Annotated in this window: 10 protein-coding genes; 5 read left to right on the top strand and 5 right to left on the bottom strand. The window is 45.8% G+C overall.

The genetic code is table 11. The features are described 5' to 3' along the window. Window positions 1-7: 7 nt before the first annotated feature. From G493_RS0110205 to G493_RS28760, 4 genes are all read left to right on the top strand, one after another. Entirely contained in the window at window positions 8-865 is an 858-nt protein-coding gene (locus G493_RS0110205; RefSeq protein WP_028580297.1) for a hypothetical protein, read from the top strand. 668 nt (window positions 866-1,533) lie between these two features. Further along, window positions 1,534-3,144: a sigma 54-interacting transcriptional regulator gene (locus tag G493_RS28765; protein WP_051309202.1), complete on the top strand. Its 1,611-nt coding sequence runs from the start codon at window positions 1,534-1,536 to the stop codon at window positions 3,142-3,144. A gap of 360 nt (window positions 3,145-3,504) precedes the next feature. Next, on the top strand, window positions 3,505-4,617 hold the full coding sequence (gene ald / locus G493_RS0110185; RefSeq protein ID WP_028580294.1) for an alanine dehydrogenase: 1,113 nt from the start codon (window positions 3,505-3,507) through the stop codon (window positions 4,615-4,617). Window positions 4,618-5,015: 398 nt separating this feature from the next. Further along, a complete protein-coding gene (locus tag G493_RS28760) occupies window positions 5,016-6,395 on the top strand; it encodes an alanine/glycine:cation symporter family protein (RefSeq protein ID WP_035274176.1) in 1,380 nt (459 codons plus the stop codon). Between the two features lie 425 nt (window positions 6,396-6,820). Here G493_RS28760 and G493_RS0110175 read toward each other — a convergent pair whose 3' ends face one another. The 3 genes from G493_RS0110175 to G493_RS32070 all read right to left on the bottom strand — a co-directional run bounded on the left by G493_RS0110175 (window position 6,821) and on the right by G493_RS32070 (window position 13,853). Further along, window positions 6,821-9,547, bottom strand: coding sequence for an MlaD family protein (locus tag G493_RS0110175; protein ID WP_028580293.1), 2,727 nt, complete (start codon window positions 9,545-9,547; stop codon window positions 6,821-6,823). A 12-nt stretch (window positions 9,548-9,559) separates the two neighbouring features. Continuing rightward, window positions 9,560-10,819, bottom strand: coding sequence for a paraquat-inducible protein A (locus G493_RS0110170; RefSeq protein ID WP_028580292.1), 1,260 nt, complete (start codon window positions 10,817-10,819; stop codon window positions 9,560-9,562). A gap of 70 nt (window positions 10,820-10,889) precedes the next feature. Then, window positions 10,890-13,853: an EAL domain-containing protein gene (locus G493_RS32070; protein WP_051309201.1), complete on the bottom strand. Its 2,964-nt coding sequence runs from the start codon at window positions 13,851-13,853 to the stop codon at window positions 10,890-10,892. Window positions 13,854-14,841: 988 nt separating this feature from the next. Here G493_RS32070 and G493_RS0110155 point away from each other — a divergent pair. After that, window positions 14,842-16,206 (top strand): MFS transporter, encoded by a 1,365-nt coding sequence (locus G493_RS0110155; protein WP_028580290.1) that lies wholly within the window; start codon window positions 14,842-14,844, stop codon window positions 16,204-16,206. On the opposite strand, the gene G493_RS0110150 is transcribed toward G493_RS0110155, so the two are convergent. Together G493_RS0110150 and G493_RS0110145 are read right to left on the bottom strand one after the other, a co-directional pair. Next, complete coding sequence (locus G493_RS0110150) at window positions 16,201-19,347, bottom strand: efflux RND transporter permease subunit (protein WP_028580289.1); 3,147 nt, start codon at window positions 19,345-19,347, stop codon at window positions 16,201-16,203. The two genes, G493_RS0110155 and G493_RS0110150, sit on opposite strands and share 6 nt — an antisense overlap. Window positions 19,348-19,387: 40 nt before the next feature. Then, complete coding sequence (locus G493_RS0110145; RefSeq protein ID WP_028580288.1) at window positions 19,388-20,563, bottom strand: efflux RND transporter periplasmic adaptor subunit; 1,176 nt, start codon at window positions 20,561-20,563, stop codon at window positions 19,388-19,390. Between the last annotated feature and the right edge of the window lie 104 nt (window positions 20,564-20,667).

Genomic DNA, 20,667 nt, shown 5'->3' with positions numbered 1-20,667 from the left:
TATACAGATGAATAGCTTTTATGAGAGGATCACCTATATTTTTGATCCGTTACACAATTTTTATGAGCATGAACGGCTGCACAGAAAACTCTCTGCCGCTTTGGTCGTATTTTTTATTTGCAGTTTGGTCCTGATAGAATTCAACCGTCAACACTGGCTGCCTGCAGGGCTCAAGACCTTGGTTCCCATGAACCATTTTTCTGCAGTTGAGATGGCCTTTTCCATCATTCTGGTTTTAGAGGTTATCAGCCTGATTTTTGTGTTGCCCTGTTCTTTTTCAAAGTCCCTGGGGAAGCAGTTTGAGATTTTATCTCTGATTCTTGTTCGGAATGCATTCAAGGAGCTGAGTTATTTTCCCGAACCCATTACAATGGCTGATAATGTGGATAAGGTGTTCCACATCATTGCCAATGGGTTTGGTGCCATAGTGGTATTCGGGTTACTTGGTCTTTATTATAAATTGCAAAAACGGGCAGAAGATGGAATCAGGTCCAGGGATTTGTATGGGTTTGTGGCTGCTAAAAAAGCCATAGCACTTTTTTTGCTGATCGCTTTTTTCAGTATGGGGCTGATGACTGTGGCAGATACAATCAATGGTGCCAAACATGGTGAATTTTTTCATGATTTTTATACACTGCTGATTCTTACGGATATTTTAATCGTCCTGGTCTCCCAGATTTTTAACCCGTCTTCCAAATTCGTTTTTCGAAATTCAGGATATGCGCTGTCCACATTGATGATTCGAATCGCCCTGGTAGCACCTGTCTATTATAATGTGGTTTTAGGCATTACAGCTATTGGCTTTGCCATCTTGTTGACGCTGGTCAGCAATTATCTGTTTACCAATGATCACTCCTGGAAGTAAAAAAATACTGAGTATTACATATTGAGGGGATGACATGCTTTGAAACAAGCAAGTATTTGATTTGGGCGTCAATTCACCCTGAATGAGTAATACTCATATCGTTGTGTGTCCATACATGAGAATTTTTGTCCGATACCAAGGCCTCTCCAAACATTTGCTCTGTAAAATCCGAAAACGGTAAAACAACATGCTGGATTAGAAAATCCATCCTAACCATGGAATGGTGGTCTGTATAACGGTTGTTTACAGAACTTTTTGATTTCTTCCCTTCTTGGAGGCTTTTAGAAAGTTCCTTCTGTGGTCTATGAGTCTGTCCGTTCATGAGGATTCTTGCTCAAGTTGAGGTAAGGGCCACGGAAAAAATACATTATCCAATCTTGCTTGTCTCTCAATTCGGTAGCGTCGTCTCGTCAAAGACTCAATACGGCCAGTATGAAACTATTGACGCGACGACGTTACCAAACCGATATCCTACGCAATTTTGGATATTTATTATTTTCCGCGACCCTAGGCGCATAATCTGTAAAAAAAATAACTGGTTGAGGACAAGGCTGTATGGGCAGCAATAGGTCTATTGAAATTGTGCAACGTAATACATGAACCAATACTATTTCTGAGCCACTTACTGTTGATTACACCAATTAATAGCATTCATTAGGATAAGGTTTATGTTTGCTGAGGGGAAAAAATTTAGGTTGCTGTTCAGGGATCGTATCGGGATTGTTTTTGATATCACGCGACTCATGCTTGAACATGGGATAAACATCATCAGCATGGAGGTGGAGCAGGAAGAAGGCTATGCTAAAATTTCACTGGAAATAAGCGGTGATAAAGCCGAGTATCCTGGTGAAATGCTTGCCCTGTTTCGAACCTTACCGGGTATTGAAAGCCACGATATCGTAACAAAACTGCCCCAGGAAAAGAGGGATCACTGGTTTCGCACTCTTTTTGATGGCATAAGTGAAGGGATTATCTCGGTCAACTCCAAGGGCATCATCAATACAGCGAACAAGGTAGCTTGTCATATCCTCAACACTCCATATGAAGACCTTGTCAATACCTATGTTGGCGAAATAACACCGAAGAACAACCTGCTGATGGAGTGTATGCAGAAAAAAATCCCCATCAGCAGAAGAAAATCCGTGGTTACCGGTACAGGCAGGGTTGATTTTTACGGTTCGGCAAAGCCTATTTATGATTCGCAGGGACAGTTTGTCGGAGCTGTCCTGCTCATGAAGGACCTTAAAGAGGTCAAAGCCATGGTTGACGCAGTGCTGACTCCCATTGAGGTGAAGCTTGACGATTTTATCGGTGAGAGCAAGACTGTAAGAAACCTGATAACCTTTGCCAGAAGGATAGCCGCTCTGGATACCATTGTCTCTATCACTGGGGAGAGCGGCACAGGCAAGGAGCTGTTTGCACGCGGTATTCATTACGAGAGTGGGAAAAGCGGCCCCTTTATTCCCGTTAACTGCGCAGCTCTTCCTGAGCAATTGATAGAAAGTGAACTGTTCGGCTATGTTGACGGCGCTTTTACCGGGGCAAAAAAGAGGGGAAAACCGGGACTTTTTGAAGCGGCACAAAATGGGACGATTTTCTTGGACGAAATCGGTGATATGCCACCTGGACCCCAGGCAAAGATTCTGCGGGTACTGCAGGACGGTTTTGTCAGGAGGATCGGTGGTGTTGAGGAAATTCCTGTCAATGCAAGGGTCATTACCGCAACCAATAAAAATCTTGGTGACATGGTTGCGACTAGCAACTTCCGTGAAGACCTTTTTTATCGTATTAACGTGCTGAACATCCACATCCCCCCCTTGCGGAAACGAATTCCCGATATTGCGATTATGGCAACCACCTTTCTCAATCGGTTCAACCGCAAGCTGGAAAAAACCGAGCAGACCATTAGCCCGGCAGCACTTGAAAAGCTCACCCGTTACAGCTGGCCCGGTAATGTCCGGGAACTGCAGAATGTGATAGAGCGAGCTTCCATTATCAGTGATTCGTACGAGATTCCGGCCCAGGCTATCCATGTTGAAGAAAACAAATTTTCCGAGGTGCCATTTACGGATGCCGCAGAAAAGGTTTCGTTAAAAACAATGGTCGGGAACTATGAAAAAAACAAGCTTTTAGAAGCACTGAACTCCACCCCCACTATCCGCCAAGCAGCCCAACATCTTAAGATATCCCATACTGCTCTCATTAGGAAAATTGACAAATATATGCTGTGTCACGACACCACTACTTCTCTTTGGAGCACCATCGGTACAGATAAGTAACCACTTGTCGTGTTTCATTCACGCAGGTGGAAACAATCAGCACCGTTTTTGGAACGAAAATGCACCATAAATAAATTGCTGCATATTCAACAGGATAGAGGCCTTTCTCTTTTGAAGTGGAAACAAAACGCACCGCAACTCTTCATTTTGGATTCTTCTGCATAGTTGCCTTTTATAATCTCTTTTTTTATAATAACTTGATTTTATTAGATTTTATCTGGAGATATCCGAAAGAGATTAACTCCGTCTCTTATGGAACACCCCTTGCTATGTGTGAACCACGCAAGGAGCTCAGATGCTCGATACAATAGCCCTGAAATACTTTAAGGGGTGTTTTTTAACCAACCTGGAGATTTTAAAATGAAAGTTGGAATACTAAAAGAGATCAAAGCTGAAGAAAACAGAGTTTCCATGACGCCTGCCGGTGTTGAGGTCATGCGCGCCAACGGGCATGATGTTGTGGTTGAAAAAGCAGCCGGTTTGGGTAGCGGGTTTTCCGATGAAGCCTATATTGCCGCTGGTGCAAAAATAATCGATACTCCGGCTGAAATTTACGCTGATTGCGAAATGATAATGCACGTGAAAGAGCCGCAACCGTCTGAATATGACCTGGTTCGCGAAGGTCAGATCGTGTTCACCTATTTTCACTTCGCTCCTGATGAGCCCTTGACTCGGGCCTTTATCAAAAACAAATCTGTTGCCATTGCCTATGAAACAGTGGAAGGACCCTCAGGCGATCTGCCTTTGTTGACTCCCATGAGCGAGGTTGCTGGCCGCATGTCCATCCAGGAAGGAGCAAAATATCTTGAACGCTACTATGGTGGACGCGGCCTCCTTATGGGCGGCGTTACTGGGGTTGCCCCGGCAAATGTTGTCGTTATCGGTGGCGGTGTTGTCGGCACCAATGCAGCCCATATGGCCTGTGGGCTTGGTGCAAAAGTGCATCTGCTTGATATGAACCTGGACAGGCTACGCTACCTTTCCGAAATTATGCCCAAGAATTGTTTTCCCATGATGAGCAGTCCTGCTCTTCTTCGCGAGCTGGTTATGGATGCCGATGTTGTTATCGGAGCTATACTGGTTGCCGGTGCCAAGGCTCCAAAGCTAGTAACCCGCGATATGCTCAAATCCATGAAAAAAGGTTCTGTGATTGTTGATGTTGCCATTGATCAGGGCGGATGCTTTGAAACCTCAATCCCCACCACGCACGGTGATCCTGTCTATGAAGTGGAAGATGTCATTCACTACTGCGTTGCCAATATGCCGGGAGCCGTTCCTGTAACCTCCACCATAGCTCTTACCAATGCCACCCTCCCTTATGCTGTTGAAATTGCGAATAAAGGATGGAAGCAGGCTGCCATTGAAAACAATGCCATCAAAACAGGTCTGAATATGGTTAATGGCAAGGTAACTTACAAAGGGGTTGCTGAGGCTTTTGACCTTGAGTATGTGGTCGTGGACAACGTGCTGTAATACAACCCCTTGCCATTACAGTGAGTAGTTTACCGTGATACGGTAGAACAATCTAACCGCGCTACGGTTTGTGTCGAACCCGGCAATATGCTCACCATGGCCTTAAATTCGGGTTAATAATTTCCTGCTGCAGTTCTATAGAGGTAACAAGGGCAGCCTTATTGCAGCAGGAAATGAAAAAAGTCCAGATTGATGTCTAGAACTCTCTGCATATCAGAGGATGAAGTTTTGAGCCTGATGGCTCAATTTGGCAGGCAGGTGTAGGCCAGGAAAAGATCATTTTGGGGACAGACACAGATTGACGACTCAAAGAGAAGGGGATTGGCGAACAGCAAGAACAACAAGCTACACAGTACAAAGCAGTACTACGCATCAAGAAAAAAAATCAAGGGGGAAAGATGGATTTTTTTACGTTACTGGATGGAATAGTAGGAAAGATATGTACCTTGGTATGGGGAGTGCCTATGCTCATTCTGCTTGTGGGAACGGGAGTCTGGCTTACCATCTCACTGCGTGGGCTACAATTCAGGAAGCTACATTATGCCTTGTATCTTGCGTTGATTAAACGCAAGGAAGAAGGTAACGAGCCTGGCGATATTACCCATTTTCAGGCTCTTATGACAGCCTTGTCGGCAACGGTGGGAACAGGGAATATTGCCGGAGTAGCCACGGCTATTGCCGTAGGGGGGCCGGGAGCGATGTTCTGGATGTGGATTACCGGTCTTGTGGGGATGGCAACGAAATATGCAGAGGCTGTTCTGGCTGTAAAGTATCGCGTTGTTGACGAAAATGGCGAGATGAGCGGTGGCCCCATGTATTATATCTCCAGAGGGCTCAACATGCCGCGGCTGGGAACAATGTTTGCCGTTTGCGCCGCCATAGCCTCTTTTGGCATCGGCAATATGGTGCAATCCAATTCTGTTGCCGACGCAGTACATGCAACCTATAATATTTCCCCAGTTGTCACGGGAATCGTCTTGATGATCTGTACCGCTGCAGTTATTTTGGGCGGCATTAAAAAGATCGGGCAGGTGACAGGCTATCTCGTACCGATCATGATCGTTTTCTATATGGGCGGTGCGTCCTACATCATTCTTGCCAAGATTGCCGAAGTACCGGCAGCCCTGGTCCTCATTGTTGAGCAAGCGTTCAATCCCACTGCTGCAGTCGGTGGATTTACCGGGGCAACCGTGATGCTCGCCATCAGGATGGGAGTTGCACGCGGCATTTTTTCCAACGAATCCGGCCTCGGAAGCGCACCTATTGCAGCAGCGGCAGCGCAGACCAAGTTTCCTGTAGCCCAGGCGCTGGTATCAATGACCCAGACTTTCATCGATACCCTGATTGTCTGCACAATGACCGGTTTGGTCTTGATTCTCACCGGTGTATGGTCAAGCGGTGCCACCGGGGCTGAGCTTACCACCATGGGGTTTGCCGCAGGTTTTCCAGGAGGTGAGCAGGTTGTAACCATCGGCCTGATTCTCTTTGCTTACTCCACCATCCTTGGCTGGAGTTATTATGGTGAAAAGTCAGTGGAGTACCTCTATGGAGTGAAGGCTATTAAGGCTTATCGGATTCTCTTTATTCTATTTGTTGGGATCGGCGCATTGTCAAAACTCAGCCTGGTCTGGAACATCTCAGACACTTTGAACGGTATAATGGCTGTACCAAATCTTATCGGCCTTTTGTTACTGACGCCGGTGGTAGTCTCGGAAACCCGTGAGTACTTTTCGTCTGTCAAAGAGGCCCAAAAAAAATATGAACCTAGTCTATCATAACTTTTTCAGCAGCGTTTTGCCTGGCTTCTTTCAGGATACCTGGGAGAAGCCTAATCTGATTGTAGGCTTCTTCTATGAAAGTTGTTATTGTAATATTACGAAATCATTTGTAAATAATGATTTTCAAAGCTGATAGATGTAATGAATGTGAGCAAAAAGCAAAAGAAAAGGCATGTTCAGCATTTTCTGGCGTAGTGGCTCAAGTCTTAGATATGGTTAACACGATGAGAGTATTGGCGTGTGTAACTGATCACAGGTATTCCACGAAGTTTCCCCCCTGGTCGCTTACCTTCGAAACACCGCGCTTGCACAAATTTGAAGCAGCTATGACCCGTTACAACTCAGAACTCATTGAAATATCAGTGTTGTAAACCGCGTGATCAGTTATTAAAAAAGGGATGGTGGTGGCCATGCCCCCTGATGCTTCATTCATTTATGGTATCTTCGTGACCAAGGGTTTTCTTTTGAGTGGACTCCTCTGCGGGTGGGGGAAGGATCGGCTGCCAGGCGAGCCATTGCTCTTCTGCCTTATCAGCAAGGGTGAAATGATCACCGTTTTTTGCAGGCATTCCCATTTTTTCATACTCAGGCGTAGCAAGGGATATGCCTCCTTTGAGTAGAGCCTCCATGGATTCTGTACTCACGGAAAGCCCTGTGAATACCCCTCCTTTTACCCGTAAGCCGCTGGAATTCCAGAACTTTGATCCTGAGTAAACCAGATGGCTATATTCAGAATCAATGCGAATACTGACCCATACCTGCTGATTTGTAGGTGAAAGTGTATAACCTGTTACCTGGCCTATCTGAATCTGGCGATAATAGATGGGGTTTCCAACGGCTATGGATCCAAGGTAAGGTGTTTCCAGGATGAGTGTCAGGCCGTTTTGTCCGACCAGTGCCAGGGCCGTCTTCTCCTGAACAGTGTATTCCGTACAGAGTGTACCTTTTCCCTGGATAACATCAATATAGGGACCAGTGAGCAGTGTATCAAGATGCATAGCACCAGTGAGAGAAAGCTGAGGTTTCACCAGCCATAGCCTGCTTTGGCTTCGCAACAGATCACTTCTTTCCGGCAGAACGTACGCAGTGGCAACTATGTCTGTATTGTTTTCATTAAGATTGATGGTATCTACTTCACCAATACTGACGCCTTTATATAAGAGCTTAGTGCCTTTTTGTATCCCTTTGCCATGTGGAAAATGGAGTGTTACACGAATGTCTCCTGCATGCAGCGCTGCAGCTCGATTGGTGAAAAGCTCAAAAGTATGTCCGTGTTTAACAGGTTTTCCTTTTTCGGGATTCAACAGAGAAAGTCCACCGCTGACAATGGTATCAAAGGAAGCGAGCTGTACTTTTATCCCCCTCAGACCGCCTTCAACTGTGATGCCCGACACGTTATAGACTCGCGAACTGGTGGAAATAAGGTCTGTGTATGGCGAGTTGACCAGTATCTCTATGGCGACCCTTGTATTATTTTTGTCTAGTTTGAAGCTGACTACTTTGCCTATGGTGACGTTGTTATAGATGAGCGGTGAACCAATGGCAAGAGAAGGCATACTTTCACTGGTTACCTTGATGAGCAGTCCCTGGCTACGGAGTACTTCGTTGCTGGTAAGCGCTTCGCCCAGATCAGCGTGCAGCTTGAAAATAGTCTGTTCTGCTGCCTGATCGTGAGATGTAAGGTTTTGCCCCGGATTGAGAAAAGAGACCCCCCCTGCCAGCATTGCCTGTAGAGAAGCTAAATTTATCTTGATATTGGAAATGCTGCCTCCCACATTGATACCTGATACATTCCAGAAAACAGAATTGTCTCTCACCAGATGGGCGTATTCATTATAGATCAGTATTTTGATGGATACATTTGTTCCATTGGGGTTCAATGTTATGTTTGTAATCTCACCAACCTGAAGACGTTTGTAGAGTACCGGTGCCCCAATGGTCAGGGACCCGCTGTCACGGGTCAGGAGTTGAAATCGTTTGCCCTCTCTGTTCGTAGGTTGCGGCATGGGGCCGGATTCTGCGATAAAGCTGTCTCTGTACTCGCCATCACCTAAGGCGAATGTTATGTACATTCCCCCTAACAATGTTTCTATATTGTTTATTCCGGTGAGTCCAATCTCAGGCTTTATTACCCAAAATTTGGTGTTTTGACGTAAGATTTTTTCCCCTCGAGGATCCAGTAGAATGTGAGCGGTCACTGTGTGCATGTCGTCATTGTTGAGTACGACTTCTTTAACCACTCCAACCTTTAATCCCCGATACATGACTTTGGTTTTGCCTGCCATGATTCCCTCACCAGAAGAGAGTTGCAGGCGCATATGAATTCCGTATTCTGCATCTTCAAAGTCTTTGAACAAGGTAAAAACTGCCCCGGATGTTGCCTCGGTGGTTTTTTCCATATTGGGGTCTGTTGCACAGGTAATACCACCGTAAACCAGGGAGGCCAGTGATTCGATGTTGACTGACAGACCCTGCTGAAGGTTGCCACTCAGTGAAAGACCGCTGGAATTCCAGAATCTTGTTTCGTTTTTTATCAAATGGCTGAATCGAGGCCTTACGTATGCATTGAAGACGATCTTGCCGTCATCTCGAAGAGCGTAATCTTCTATGTGCCCAATTTGCAGGTTTTTTGAATAAATATTGGAACCTCTTTGCAGGGAATACAGATTGTCTGCAATCAGGGAAAATCTGAGGCCGGGAATTGCTGGGTCAAGTGGAGGTCTCTCCTGCAAACCCTCAAATCTTTTGGATGGCGTCTTTGATTTGCCTTTCTGAGCCCCTATATATGAACCGCCGAAAAGGGTGTCCAATCCACTGATGCGGCCTGCTGAGACCTCGGGTTTCACAAGCCAGAATGCAGTGTCCTCAACCAGAAAAGGGTGGGTGTTTTTCTGCATTTCAATGAGGATGTCTACTCCGCTCATTTCCTTGTCAATGGTAATGTCCTTTACTCTGCCGATGGGAATTCCTTTGAAGATAACTTCTGTTTTTCCAGGTGTTATTCCCTTTGCATCCTGAAAATGAACGGTGATATCAATGCCAGCATCACGGATACTGGTATATAGCAGCCAGCCTCCTATACACAATGCAAGCAGGGGCAGAATCCATACGGGTGAGAAAAAATATCGAGGTTTCTGAATTGGTTGCTCCATGGATGTACCTGTCTACGATGGGGAACCTGTGGTATCCCAGATGAGTCGAATATCAAAGGTGGTTGCGGCCATCATAGTGCAGATGACAACGCCTGTAAAATATACAGCTGCCGGGGCGATTTCAATGGTTGAGAGAAAACCAAACTGAACGAGGGCGCAGAGAAGCGAAATAACGAAAATATCCAGCATGGACCAGCGACCGATAAACTGGATGAAACGCATCATGGTTGTTTTGTGCCGCAGCCATGATTTCCAGCGTAATTGTATGGAGAGAAGCACTATGATCAGTCCTGCAATCTTAAACAGTGGAACAAGGATGGAAGCTGTAAAAATAATGAACCCGATGCCGTAAGAACCTTCATGGAAAAAGTAGATTATACCATCCAGTATGGTGGAACGGTCCGGCATGCCAAAGAATTCCACCTGCATTATGGGCAAGAGATTGGCTGGGATCGTGAGGATGATAGCTGTTATCAGAAGCGCCCATGTGCGCGCCACGCTATTCTGTTTTCTTGGGTGCAGTGAGGCCCTGCAGCGGGGGCAATGGGAATGAGTTGCCGCGGTTGCAGGAATAATTTTGTGACAGCAATGACAGAGAATGGGAGGGGTGGTCTCGTGCTCCTTAAGAGGCCATTGGGTATTTGTACTCCCGCTGTTTTTTTCCAACAGCTGCCAAAACAGGTAGGGTGCTGTCGTTGACTGTGCAGCAAGAGTCATAAGGACCAGCCCGATAAAGCAAAAAAAACCTGTGTTGAATTCAATGTCTGAACTGTGGGCCATCTTGATGATGGTTATAAAAATACCGATGAGAAAAACATCGGTCATCGCCCATTCATTGACGTGGTGGTACCAGCGAAACAGGGTGGTCAGAGGCGTGGCGGGCCAGTTTCTGATGATTCCAAGGGACACGAGAAACAGCATTATCAAAATAGTGAAAGGAGCAATGATTGCTGTACAGAGAACCACCGTTCCAATCAGGTAATCCTGTTGTGCAAAGAGGCTTGCTACAGTCTCTGCAAGGGAACTGGTCGATGAGAGTCCGAAGACTCCCAGGGTGAGCAATGGCAGGGAAACTGCGGGAATAAAGAGAAGTAATCCTGTAAGGCTGAAGGCCAGTGTTTTTTCCAGTGAATTACGCCTGTACTTATACAGTGTCTGTGCACACCGAGGGCATTGAAGACGGTGATGTGGTCTTGGGATAACCAGATATAAAGGGAGGCTGCAGTGTGGGCAGATAATGGCAGCCTGCTGGTGATTTTGCTCTGACTCCATAGGTATTTTGTCTGGTTAAGGCTAAGATGGTAGTATTCCATGGGGTGGCGTTATAGCCGGATCAACGCGTTTATTCAATTTGCACATAGTCCCCATCCGGCTCCGGGCGGGTAGTGAGATACTGCATAGTCTGTATCTCAGACAGGGGTTGGGCAAAGTAGAAGCCCTGCACCTCATCGCAGCCCAGATCCCTGAGCCACAATAATTGATCCCTGGTTTCGACTCCTTCGGCTACAATTTTTAGTTGCATCTGGTGACTCATTGCAGCAATGGCAGCAACGATGGATTTTTTGTTTGTATCTTTGGAGCGGATAAATTTTTGGTCGATTTTCAAGGTCGATACCGGCATTTCACTCAGGTAACTCAGGGAAGAATACCCTGTGCCGAAGTCGTCAATGGAGAGATGGATACCCCGTTGTCTGAATCTGTGCATGGTGGCTATGGTATGTTCAACATCACTCATGGCTGTGGTTTCTGTAATTTCAAATTCTATATATCTGGGATCAACACGATTATCTTCCAGGATACGATCAATGGTTTCAACCACTTCAGGGTTGTTAAATGTTCGTGGGGCCATGTTGACACTTACTGGAAACAGTTCTATCTCCTGTTCTTGCAATTCACGTAAAAAGCGACAAACTTCTTCCAGGGAATACAAGCTCATGATATCAATGAGCCCTGATTCTTCAGCCACAGGGATGAACATTCCCGGGGATATGATCTGATCGCCTTTTTTCCACCGAATCAGAGCTTCAAACGAAGTTAGCTGTTCACTTTTGGCATTGAGTTTAGGCTGATAGTAGATGACAAATTCACGTTTTGCCAGACCTGTACGGATGGCATTTTCTATGCGGATATGAGCAAGGAATTTTTCATGCATCTCCCTGGTGAACATGACAAACTTGTTCTTACCCTCATTTTTTGCCCGATACATGGCCATATCGGCATTTTTAATAAGCTCATGGGTTGTACTGCCATCTTCCGGATAGGTCGAGATGCCTATACTGGCGTTGATGTATATTTTACTCGGTCCAAGGGTGAATGGTTTTTTCAGGCAATTGAGCAGACGACTTGCCAGTGTAAAGATACCGCTTTCGTTTTCGGTATATTCACTGAGGAGAATAAATTCATCGCCTCCCAAACGGGATAAGGTATCCTCGTAACGAATGGTTTCCAACATGCGTTGGGCAACTTGTATAAGCACCTGGTCGCCTTTGTCGTGACCCAGGCTGTCGTTGATATTTTTAAAATTATCGAGATCGATAAAAAAGACTGCCACTATGGTTTTATCCCTTTTGGCACGGGAGATGGCCTGGGTGAGTCTTGTTTCAAGGGCCGCCCTGTTGGGGAGTTTTGTCAGAGCATCGCGGTAGGCCATAAAAGAGATCTGCTGTTCCTTATTTTTCAGCTCTGTAATGTCGTGGAAAAAGGCGAAGTAATGCGTGACATTATCAGCCGTGTCTTTTATGGCACTTATGGACAGCCATTCCGTGTAGGTAACACCATCTTTTCTTCTATTACAGATTTCACCAGACCAGTTGCCTCTTTCATTCAGGCGATCCCACATCTCCCTATAAAAATCTTCTGATTGCTGCCCGGATTTAAGCAGGTTGGGTTTATTGCTGATGACCTCATAGGCCTTATAGCCTGTTATGTTGGTAAATGCTTTATTTACAGCAAGGATTCTCTGTTCTTTATCCGTGATGATAATGCCTTCATTGGCATAGTCGAAAATGTTTTTAAATAAAAGAAGGTAATTTTCAGCACTTTTTCTGGTAGAGATTTCTGTCAACAACTTGTCGTGAGTTTCCTTACGGTTAAGGAGTTCCATACGCAACTGTTCATGGATGGTTTCACTTACACGTTGTTCTTCCTGCAGTTCGTTTTTTAACTGGATGCACTGGGCGATTAATGTGTTGAGATGGGTCGCCACTTTCTTATATTCAAGAATGTGCGTTTTATTAATCGAAAGGGGAGACATTTTATCAACAGCTGTTTCTGTGCGATCAAGAAAGTTATACAGGGGAGCGACGAGGTTCTGGCGAAAAAATAGAAACAGGCCGGCAACAAAAATAATGGTGCCGAGGGTGAAATGAATCCATGAATGATTGAGCAGGGCAAGCCACGGCTTTGTGTGCGGAAGCACTCCAATTACACCTGTAATAGTGCCGCAGCATTCATTTTCACGGAAGGCCAGCGCCTTGGTAATGTGTTTCTTTTTGTTTTGTGGTAACCAGTTGTAAGTATGATATCCATTTTTCTTTTTTTGCAGAAATTCGATCAGGGTGGAAACTTCTTCACCATGCCCGTTTGCTGTCCCTGATTCGTTAGAACTCGACAGCCAGAGTCGACCCTCGGGGTAAAGAATGAACCATTGCCTGGTAGCATTTTGAGAAAGAGTATTAAGGTGAAGTTCAATGAGCCCGGGATTAAGAAGAGTGTATCTGTTTTGCACTGGAATTGAGGTGACAATGATCCAATCCCATGGCTTGAAATAGCTGAGATAAGCGAGTTGCACAGTGCCCTGTCCAGATTTTTCAGATGTTTGCCAGCTATGTTCGATAAAGCCATCTCGCTGCTTGAGAATCCCTTTGATATTTTCATCTTTGGCAAAATTTTTACCAATCAGTTCCTTTTTTGGATGAACTTTCATGGTGCCTTTTGAAGTAATGGCAAAGACACTGCCCTGAATACCAAGTTCCTGTGAAGATAGAATCTCTGCAGCCAGCCACTGGGCCTCATCTCTGGTCAGAGCATCACGCTGCTGCTGTGTATAGAGAACTTTGATGGCCTGAACAATATGATCGTCAGATGCCTGTAAAGCATTTTTAGCTGCGAGTGTTGTGGAGGTTTCAAGTAACCGTTGTAATTCATCAGCGCTTTGATTGAGAGCCTGTTGCTCCTGTTTCGCTGACTCGGGCCACTTGGGCAAAAAAAAGTGCGCACAGGCTGGCACAAGAAGGGCGAGGAGAAGCGCGACTTCTGTGCAGAGGGTGAATATGCGTTGAACGGAGAGGCTTTGAAATATTTTCATGTGTTTTTACGACAGCTTATATCCTGAGTCTCAGGCTGCCTGTTTGGAAGACGAAATGAATGTATTGCCTGGCCTGAACACTTTTGTTGCACTGAGTATAGCATCCTTTTATGTAGTGGATGATCAAAGGTCACGCTTCCTCACTGCCCATCCTGTTTGCTGTCATGCTATACTTATACTGCCACCTTACTCAAACAGATCAAAAAAAGAGAATGGTTTTTTAGCGTAAGCGACATTTCCTTTCCCTCTCGGCAGGGCTTTGGCCCCCTTAACAGGAATTGTTATGTAGGGGCCGCGCGAAAAAATAGTAATTTTTGCAAGTCTCTCAACTCGTTCTCCTGTGCAATGTATGGAGAGCTATTCTTTTGTCGCGATCCTGAGAAAAGCAGTATAGCAAATGATCTGCATGCCGCTGCTGGAAGTACTGTTTTGGTAACTGATCACGGGGTAGGTAATCCTTTCCTTTCATCTATATTATAATTGTAGGTGATTTATGGTATTCCAGAATTGTGCAAACGTGATTGTTCGCAGGTAAGAGTATATTCCGATAGCGGCTCTATATTTGTGGTGCGATGTTTCTTAGGCCTCAGATTCTATACTTACCTAAGGGCCACGGAAAAAAATGCATTATCCAATCTTGCTTGTCTCTCAACTCGCTAACGTCATCTCGTCAATGGCTCAATACGGCCAGTATTCAACCATTGACGAGACAACGTTACCAAACCGATATCCTACGCGATTTTTGGATATTTATTATTTTCCGTGACCCTAAACTTGGGCAAAAAACCTCATTTCTGGGCAGACACCAGGTAATAGCGATATTATAGAAAAAGATTCGTTTTAAGTCCAATCTAATGATTTTCTTCACTGTTTTCGATTTTTATGCCAGAGTGTCCTGTATGGGAGTATGGTTCATTTTTTGATCTACTATATTGTTGAATGCTCTCGTAGCCCTTGTCCTATAACCTCTTTGTGGAAAAGGTGGAGAATGGTACCTAACAAAATGTCCCCTTTCAGACTTACGAATATCAGACTGTTTATATTGTTTCGGGTGTTGTTTAATGCCCGGTTTTATTACCCGGTATTCACCATTCTGTTTTTAGATTATGGATTGAGCCTAGAACAGTTTTCCCTGCTTAATACTGTTTGGGCCTTTACCATTGTCTTGACGGAAGTTCCTTCCGGTGCTTTGGCTGATGTCTTTGGTCGGAAAAGACTCCTTGTGGCTACCAGCATGCTCATGGTCATCGAGATGACTTTACTTGCCTTTGTGCCACTTGGAAATATGCGGGTTATTTTTGTTGTTTTCCTGCTGAATCGAATTCTCAGCGGTCTGGCTGAAGCCATGGCGAGTGGAACTGATGAAGCTCTTGCTTATGACACTCTGGTTGAACACGGGCTGGAAAAACAGTGGCCCAGGGTGCTTGAAGTACAGATGTGGGCACAGAATATTGGTTTCATGATTGCCATGACCTTGGGAGCAGCTGTATATGATCCGGGGGTCATGAATTCCCTTCGAGAATGGTTGGGTATGGAACCGCTATTGAGTCAGCAGGTGACCATGCGTTATCCTTTGTACCTTACTTTCGGGTTTTCCATGGTAGCCTGTTTGGTCACGTTGTTGATGAGAGACCCACTGCTGGTTGATGAAAATTCTTCGAAAGAAACGAAGGGTTATGGTATTGCTGCCATGACCAGGATGACATTATCCGCCGGTGGATGGATTTTACGTACGCCCTTTGCCCTGGCTGTAATTCTGTATGCCACAACTCTGGACCATATCTTGCGCATGCTGGTAACCATGACCAGCCAGTATTACCGTCTTATCCATCTTCCTGAAGCCATTTTCGGCATTCTGGGATCCATTGTAGCTGTGGTTGGCCTGATTGTTCCGAGAATAGCCAGACGCATGACGGAGCGTTTCAGTCCTGCATATAACGTTGCTGTTCTGGCGGGCACCATGCTGGTCGCTCTTTTGGCCTTGACGTGGTTTATCCCTTATGTGGGGGTACTCCCTATGCTGATGGTGTTCTGGGGTATGATGATGACTTCATTTTTTACCAGTCATTACCTCAATGAAATTACTTCCTCATCTCAAAGGGCAACGGTTTTGAGTTTTAAAGGTCTTGCTTTCAATGCAGCATATGGCTTGATCGGTATTCTGTATGCCGGTTTAATGGTTTATTCACGGGAGCGCCAGCGTCAGGCCTTTCCGGATTTGGACGGACAGGTCTTAGAAAACGAGGCTTTTAAAGCATCCCTGCAGTGGGCTCCCTGTTATTTGTTGATTGGGTTGCTCCTGGTGACACTTATATGCTGGCCATTACTGAGGAAAAGATCCAGGGATTTATAGCAACTCTCTGTTTTTCACTTCTTCCTCAACATCAACAAAAATTTCCCGCACTGTTTCCAGCAGTACGTATATCACCGGCACCAGCAAGGTGGAAACAAAGGTAGCTGCAATCATTCCTCCCATGATAACCACACCGATTGAGCGCATGGTCATCGCGCCTGCACCGCTGGCAAAAGCAAGGGGTAACACTCCAAGGAGAAAGGAAAGAATAGTCATCATTATGGGTCTGAAACGCAGGCGTGCTGCGTTTTGGGCAGCTTCGATGATGGAGATGCCTTCTTCCCTCTGTTCTTTACAAAATTCGATGATCAGAATGGAATTTTTGGCAGACATACCTATGAGCAGCACCAGGCCGACCTGGGCAAAAAGGTTAAGGTCCAGTCCTGCAAGTCGTTGGGCTGCAAGTGCTCCCAGCATAACGAGGGGAACCGGCAGCATGATCATCACTGGCAGAACCCAGCTTTCATACTGGGCGCAGAGAAACAGGTAGACGGCAATGAGGGCAAAAGAAAATACAAAAACAGTCATATTGCCGGCAAGCTTTTCCTGATAGGACATGCCTGACCAGTCAAAACCAAAATTTTTACTGGTTACCTGTGTATTGGCAATTTCGGCCATGGCATCCATGGCCTGTCCGGAGCTGTATCCCGGAGCTGCAGAACCGTTAATGGTTATGGCGCGGTACATATTGTGATGCTGCAGGCTTTGCGGGCCTGTTTGGTATTTGACTTTGAGCAGTGTGCTGAGAGGGACCATTTGGTTATTGGTGTTGCGTACGAAAATACGACTTATATCGCGGCGATCGTTTCTGTAAGGGCTGTCAGCCTGTATGTATACCCTGAAGACTTTACCAAACTTGTTGAAATCATTAATGTAAATTGATCCAAGATAGGCTTGCAGGGTCCCAAATAATTCATCCATATTCACGCCGAGAGCGGCGACTTTTTTTCTATCTATCTCTACCTGGAGCATGGGATAGTTGGCAGCATACGTTGTGTATGCCATACCTATTCTCGGATCCTTGTTAGCTGCCGCGATAATGGCACCGGTATTCGCAAGAAAGGTGTTGATGTCTCCGGCCATGTAATCCTGATAACGAAAGTCGAATCCGCCTACGGTTCCCAACCCGGGAATACCCGGTATATTAAAGGCGACAACGCTGGCATCGGTTATCTGACGACCTTTCTTGTTGATGGCCATGATGATTTCCTGCACAGACATTCCGGGGTCTGTCCTCTCTTCCCAGGGAATAAGGGAAATAAATCCGGCTGCTGCCGCCGAGTCCAGGGTGGATGTGAGCAGGTTGTATCCGTCGATGAGGACGCTATCCTTGATGCCGGGAATGCTATTAAGGAGCGTTTCAACCTCTTTACGCACCTCAGTGGTTTTTTGCAGTGATGTGCCTGGCTTCAGGTTTACTATTACCAGAAACGCGCCTTTGTCTTCTTCCGGAACAAATCCCGACGGGCTGTTTATGAACATAAGGTATGTTGCACCAATCAGGGCTATGAACACAAAGATAACGATATAACGGAGTTTTATCAGCAGGTTTACCAACAACATATAGCCAGTGGTTATACGTTCAAAGAGCAGGTCAAATAATCGAAAGACAATAAATTTCACCTGACCTTTTTTCTGGCGTTTAATCAGGATGGCGGATAGGGCAGGGGAGAGTGTTAAAGCGTTAAGAGAGGATATGAGTACAGAAAAGCATATGGTGAGTGCAAATTGGCGGTAAATTGATCCCGTAAGACCCGGCATTAATGAAACCGGAACAAAGACTGCAACCAGGACCAGGGTTGTGGCAATGATGGGCGCTGTCAATTGCAGCATGGCTTCCTTGACAACCTGGGGAACTGTGAGGTCGGGATGTTCGTGGAGCAGACGTTCAACATTTTCCACCACGAGAATGACATCATCCACAACAATTCCTATGGCCAGAATAAGGCCGAAAAGAGTTAGAAAGTTGATGGAGAAACCAAAAACCTTCATAATGGCAAAGGTGCCTATCAGTGATACCGGGACCGCAACAGTGGCAATAATTGTGGGTCTTACTGCGCCGAGAAACAGCAGAATAACCAGGATAACCAAAACAACGGCAATAAAGAGGGATTCCACAACATTTTTAATGGCAATCTCTACAAAAAGGGTTGTGTCATATGGAATTGTCCAGCTGACACCGTCTGGGAATCGTGCTTCCAGCTCTGCCATTTTTTGTTTAACGGATTTTCGTATCTCTAGAGAATTTGAGCCGGGAAGCTGGTAAACACCAATGGCAGCAGCACCTTTTTGGTTGAGTATGGCATTCCAGTCATAACTTTCTGACCCCAGTTCAATCTCAGCGACATCCTTCAGGTAAACCAGGGTACCATCAGCCTTATATTTTATAACGATCTGCTCAAATTCTTCGACATTTTCCAGTTGGCCGCGGGTTGTAAGAACGAACTGGAGTTTCTGGTCCTGGTCGGTCGGCGCAGCACCGATTCGTCCCAGGGCTGCCTGTCTGTTCTGGGACTTTACAGCATTAATGACATCTGTTGGTGAAAGATTCAGTGCTTTAACCCGGTCTGGATTAATCCAGATGCGCATGGAATATTTTTTTTCACCCAGATTTTCCGCTTTACCAACACCTGGGATACGACGCAATTCATCCAGGATATTTAATGTGACAAAATTACTCAGGAATTTATCGTCGTAACGTTCATCCCCGGTCAGGCCAACCAGGCAGACAATGGAAGGTGAACGTTTATCGACAATAACCCCCTGCTGACGAACTTCGGCCGGTAGTTGAGGGGTGGCCATGGAGACCTTGTTTTGCACATCAACAGCTGCAATATCAAGGTCATAACCAGGTTCAAAAAAGACGTTGATGGTTGCCTGGCCCGTACTGGTGCTGGAAGACTGCATGTAAATCATTCCTTTGACGCCATTTATTTTGTCTTCCAGGGGACGGGTGACAGCCTCTTCAACCGTATAGGCGTTTGCGCCCACATACGTCGCTGATACAGCAACTGTCGGTGGAGAAACGTCTGGATATTCCTGTATCGGAAGGGTGAAAATTGCTACAGCACCTGTCAGTACAATGATCAGGGAGATGACCATGGCGAAGATGGGTCTTCTGATGAAAAAAACCGGTAACATATTACGCTTCCGTTAAAAGGTTAGGGAGTGGGATGTCGGGTTATTTCGGGATCATACCCTTTTCTTTAAAGACAGCCAGAACGCTTTTTGTATCGGTGACATCGTCAGGCTCAACCCTGATTCCTTCCTGCAATCTGGCAAGACCATTTATGATGACCCGGGTACCTTCATCTAGACCTTTCTGAACCACCAGCATATATCGATTGTCATGGCCTCGCTCTATATAGGTTTTCGTGGCTGTATTCTGTTCTCCAACAGTATACACATAGCTGCCCAATTGGTCGTCGAACACAACTTCAGGTGGGATGGTAATAAAAGAACTTTTACCGGTCAGGAAAATTTCCGTGTAGACGAATGTTCCTTCCAGTAAGAAATGTTCAGGGTTATCAATGATGGCCCGCATGGTAATGGTACCTGTCATGGGGTCAACCTTATTGTCTGTGAAATCTACATGGCCGGTGAAATGCGGGCGATTGACTATTTGAGCCATTGTATCAGGTACTCGAACCCGGGCATCCATGGAATCCTTGTCCCTGTATTGCCGCATTATCTGGAATTCTTCTTCTGTTGGGTTGAAATAACTGTAGATGGGGTTGTCGACAATGATCGTGGTAAGCAGGGTGGTCTCACCGTACCCGACAATATTCCCCACATCAACGAGCTTACGGCTTATCCTGCCGGTAACAGGGGCTACTACTTCAGTATAGTCAAGATTGAGCCGGGCATCGCGTATGGCTGCTTCATCTCCTATGATGATGGCTTCAAGTTCTCCCTGCCTGGCTATATATTGTTCAAGAGTCGCCCGGGGTGCCAGGCCTTCTGCAACCAGAGGTTTGTAGCGGGCGACATCGGCTTTGGCCAGGGCGAGGGATGCCTTGTTTTTTTGCAGGGTAGCTTTTGCCTTGGCTAGGGCAGCCTCATAGCTGTCTTTTTCGATGACAAAAAGTATCTGTCCCTGTTCGACCACATCACCTTCATTGAACGTGACCTGTTCCAGGCGTCCGCCTATGCGGGCACGGACTTCAATTCGTCGGGTTGCCTCTGTTTTGCCGGTGTATTCAAGCCAGATGGGAATATTTTCTTGTTTGACTGTGATGACTTCAACCGGCATCGGAGGCGGTTGTTGAGGCTTTTGTTCTGCCTGCTGATTTTCATTACAGGCAGAGAGAGAAGCAAAGAGAAACAGGGAGAGAACAAGCTTGCGGAGACATTGCATGGAAACACCCCAACCAAAGCTGTAAAAAGGATAAAAGAAACAGATTACACGTAACTGCCAAGCCTGCACGGGCTTTGTATATCTGCACAGTAATGTAATGCTTC

This window comes from Desulfogranum japonicum DSM 18378 (genome assembly GCF_000429945.1).
Classification (GTDB): domain Bacteria; phylum Desulfobacterota; class Desulfobulbia; order Desulfobulbales; family Desulfobulbaceae; genus Desulfogranum; species Desulfogranum japonicum.
The sequence above is the reverse complement of the archived record's forward strand: the minus strand, read 5'-3'. Positions and strand labels throughout refer to the sequence as shown.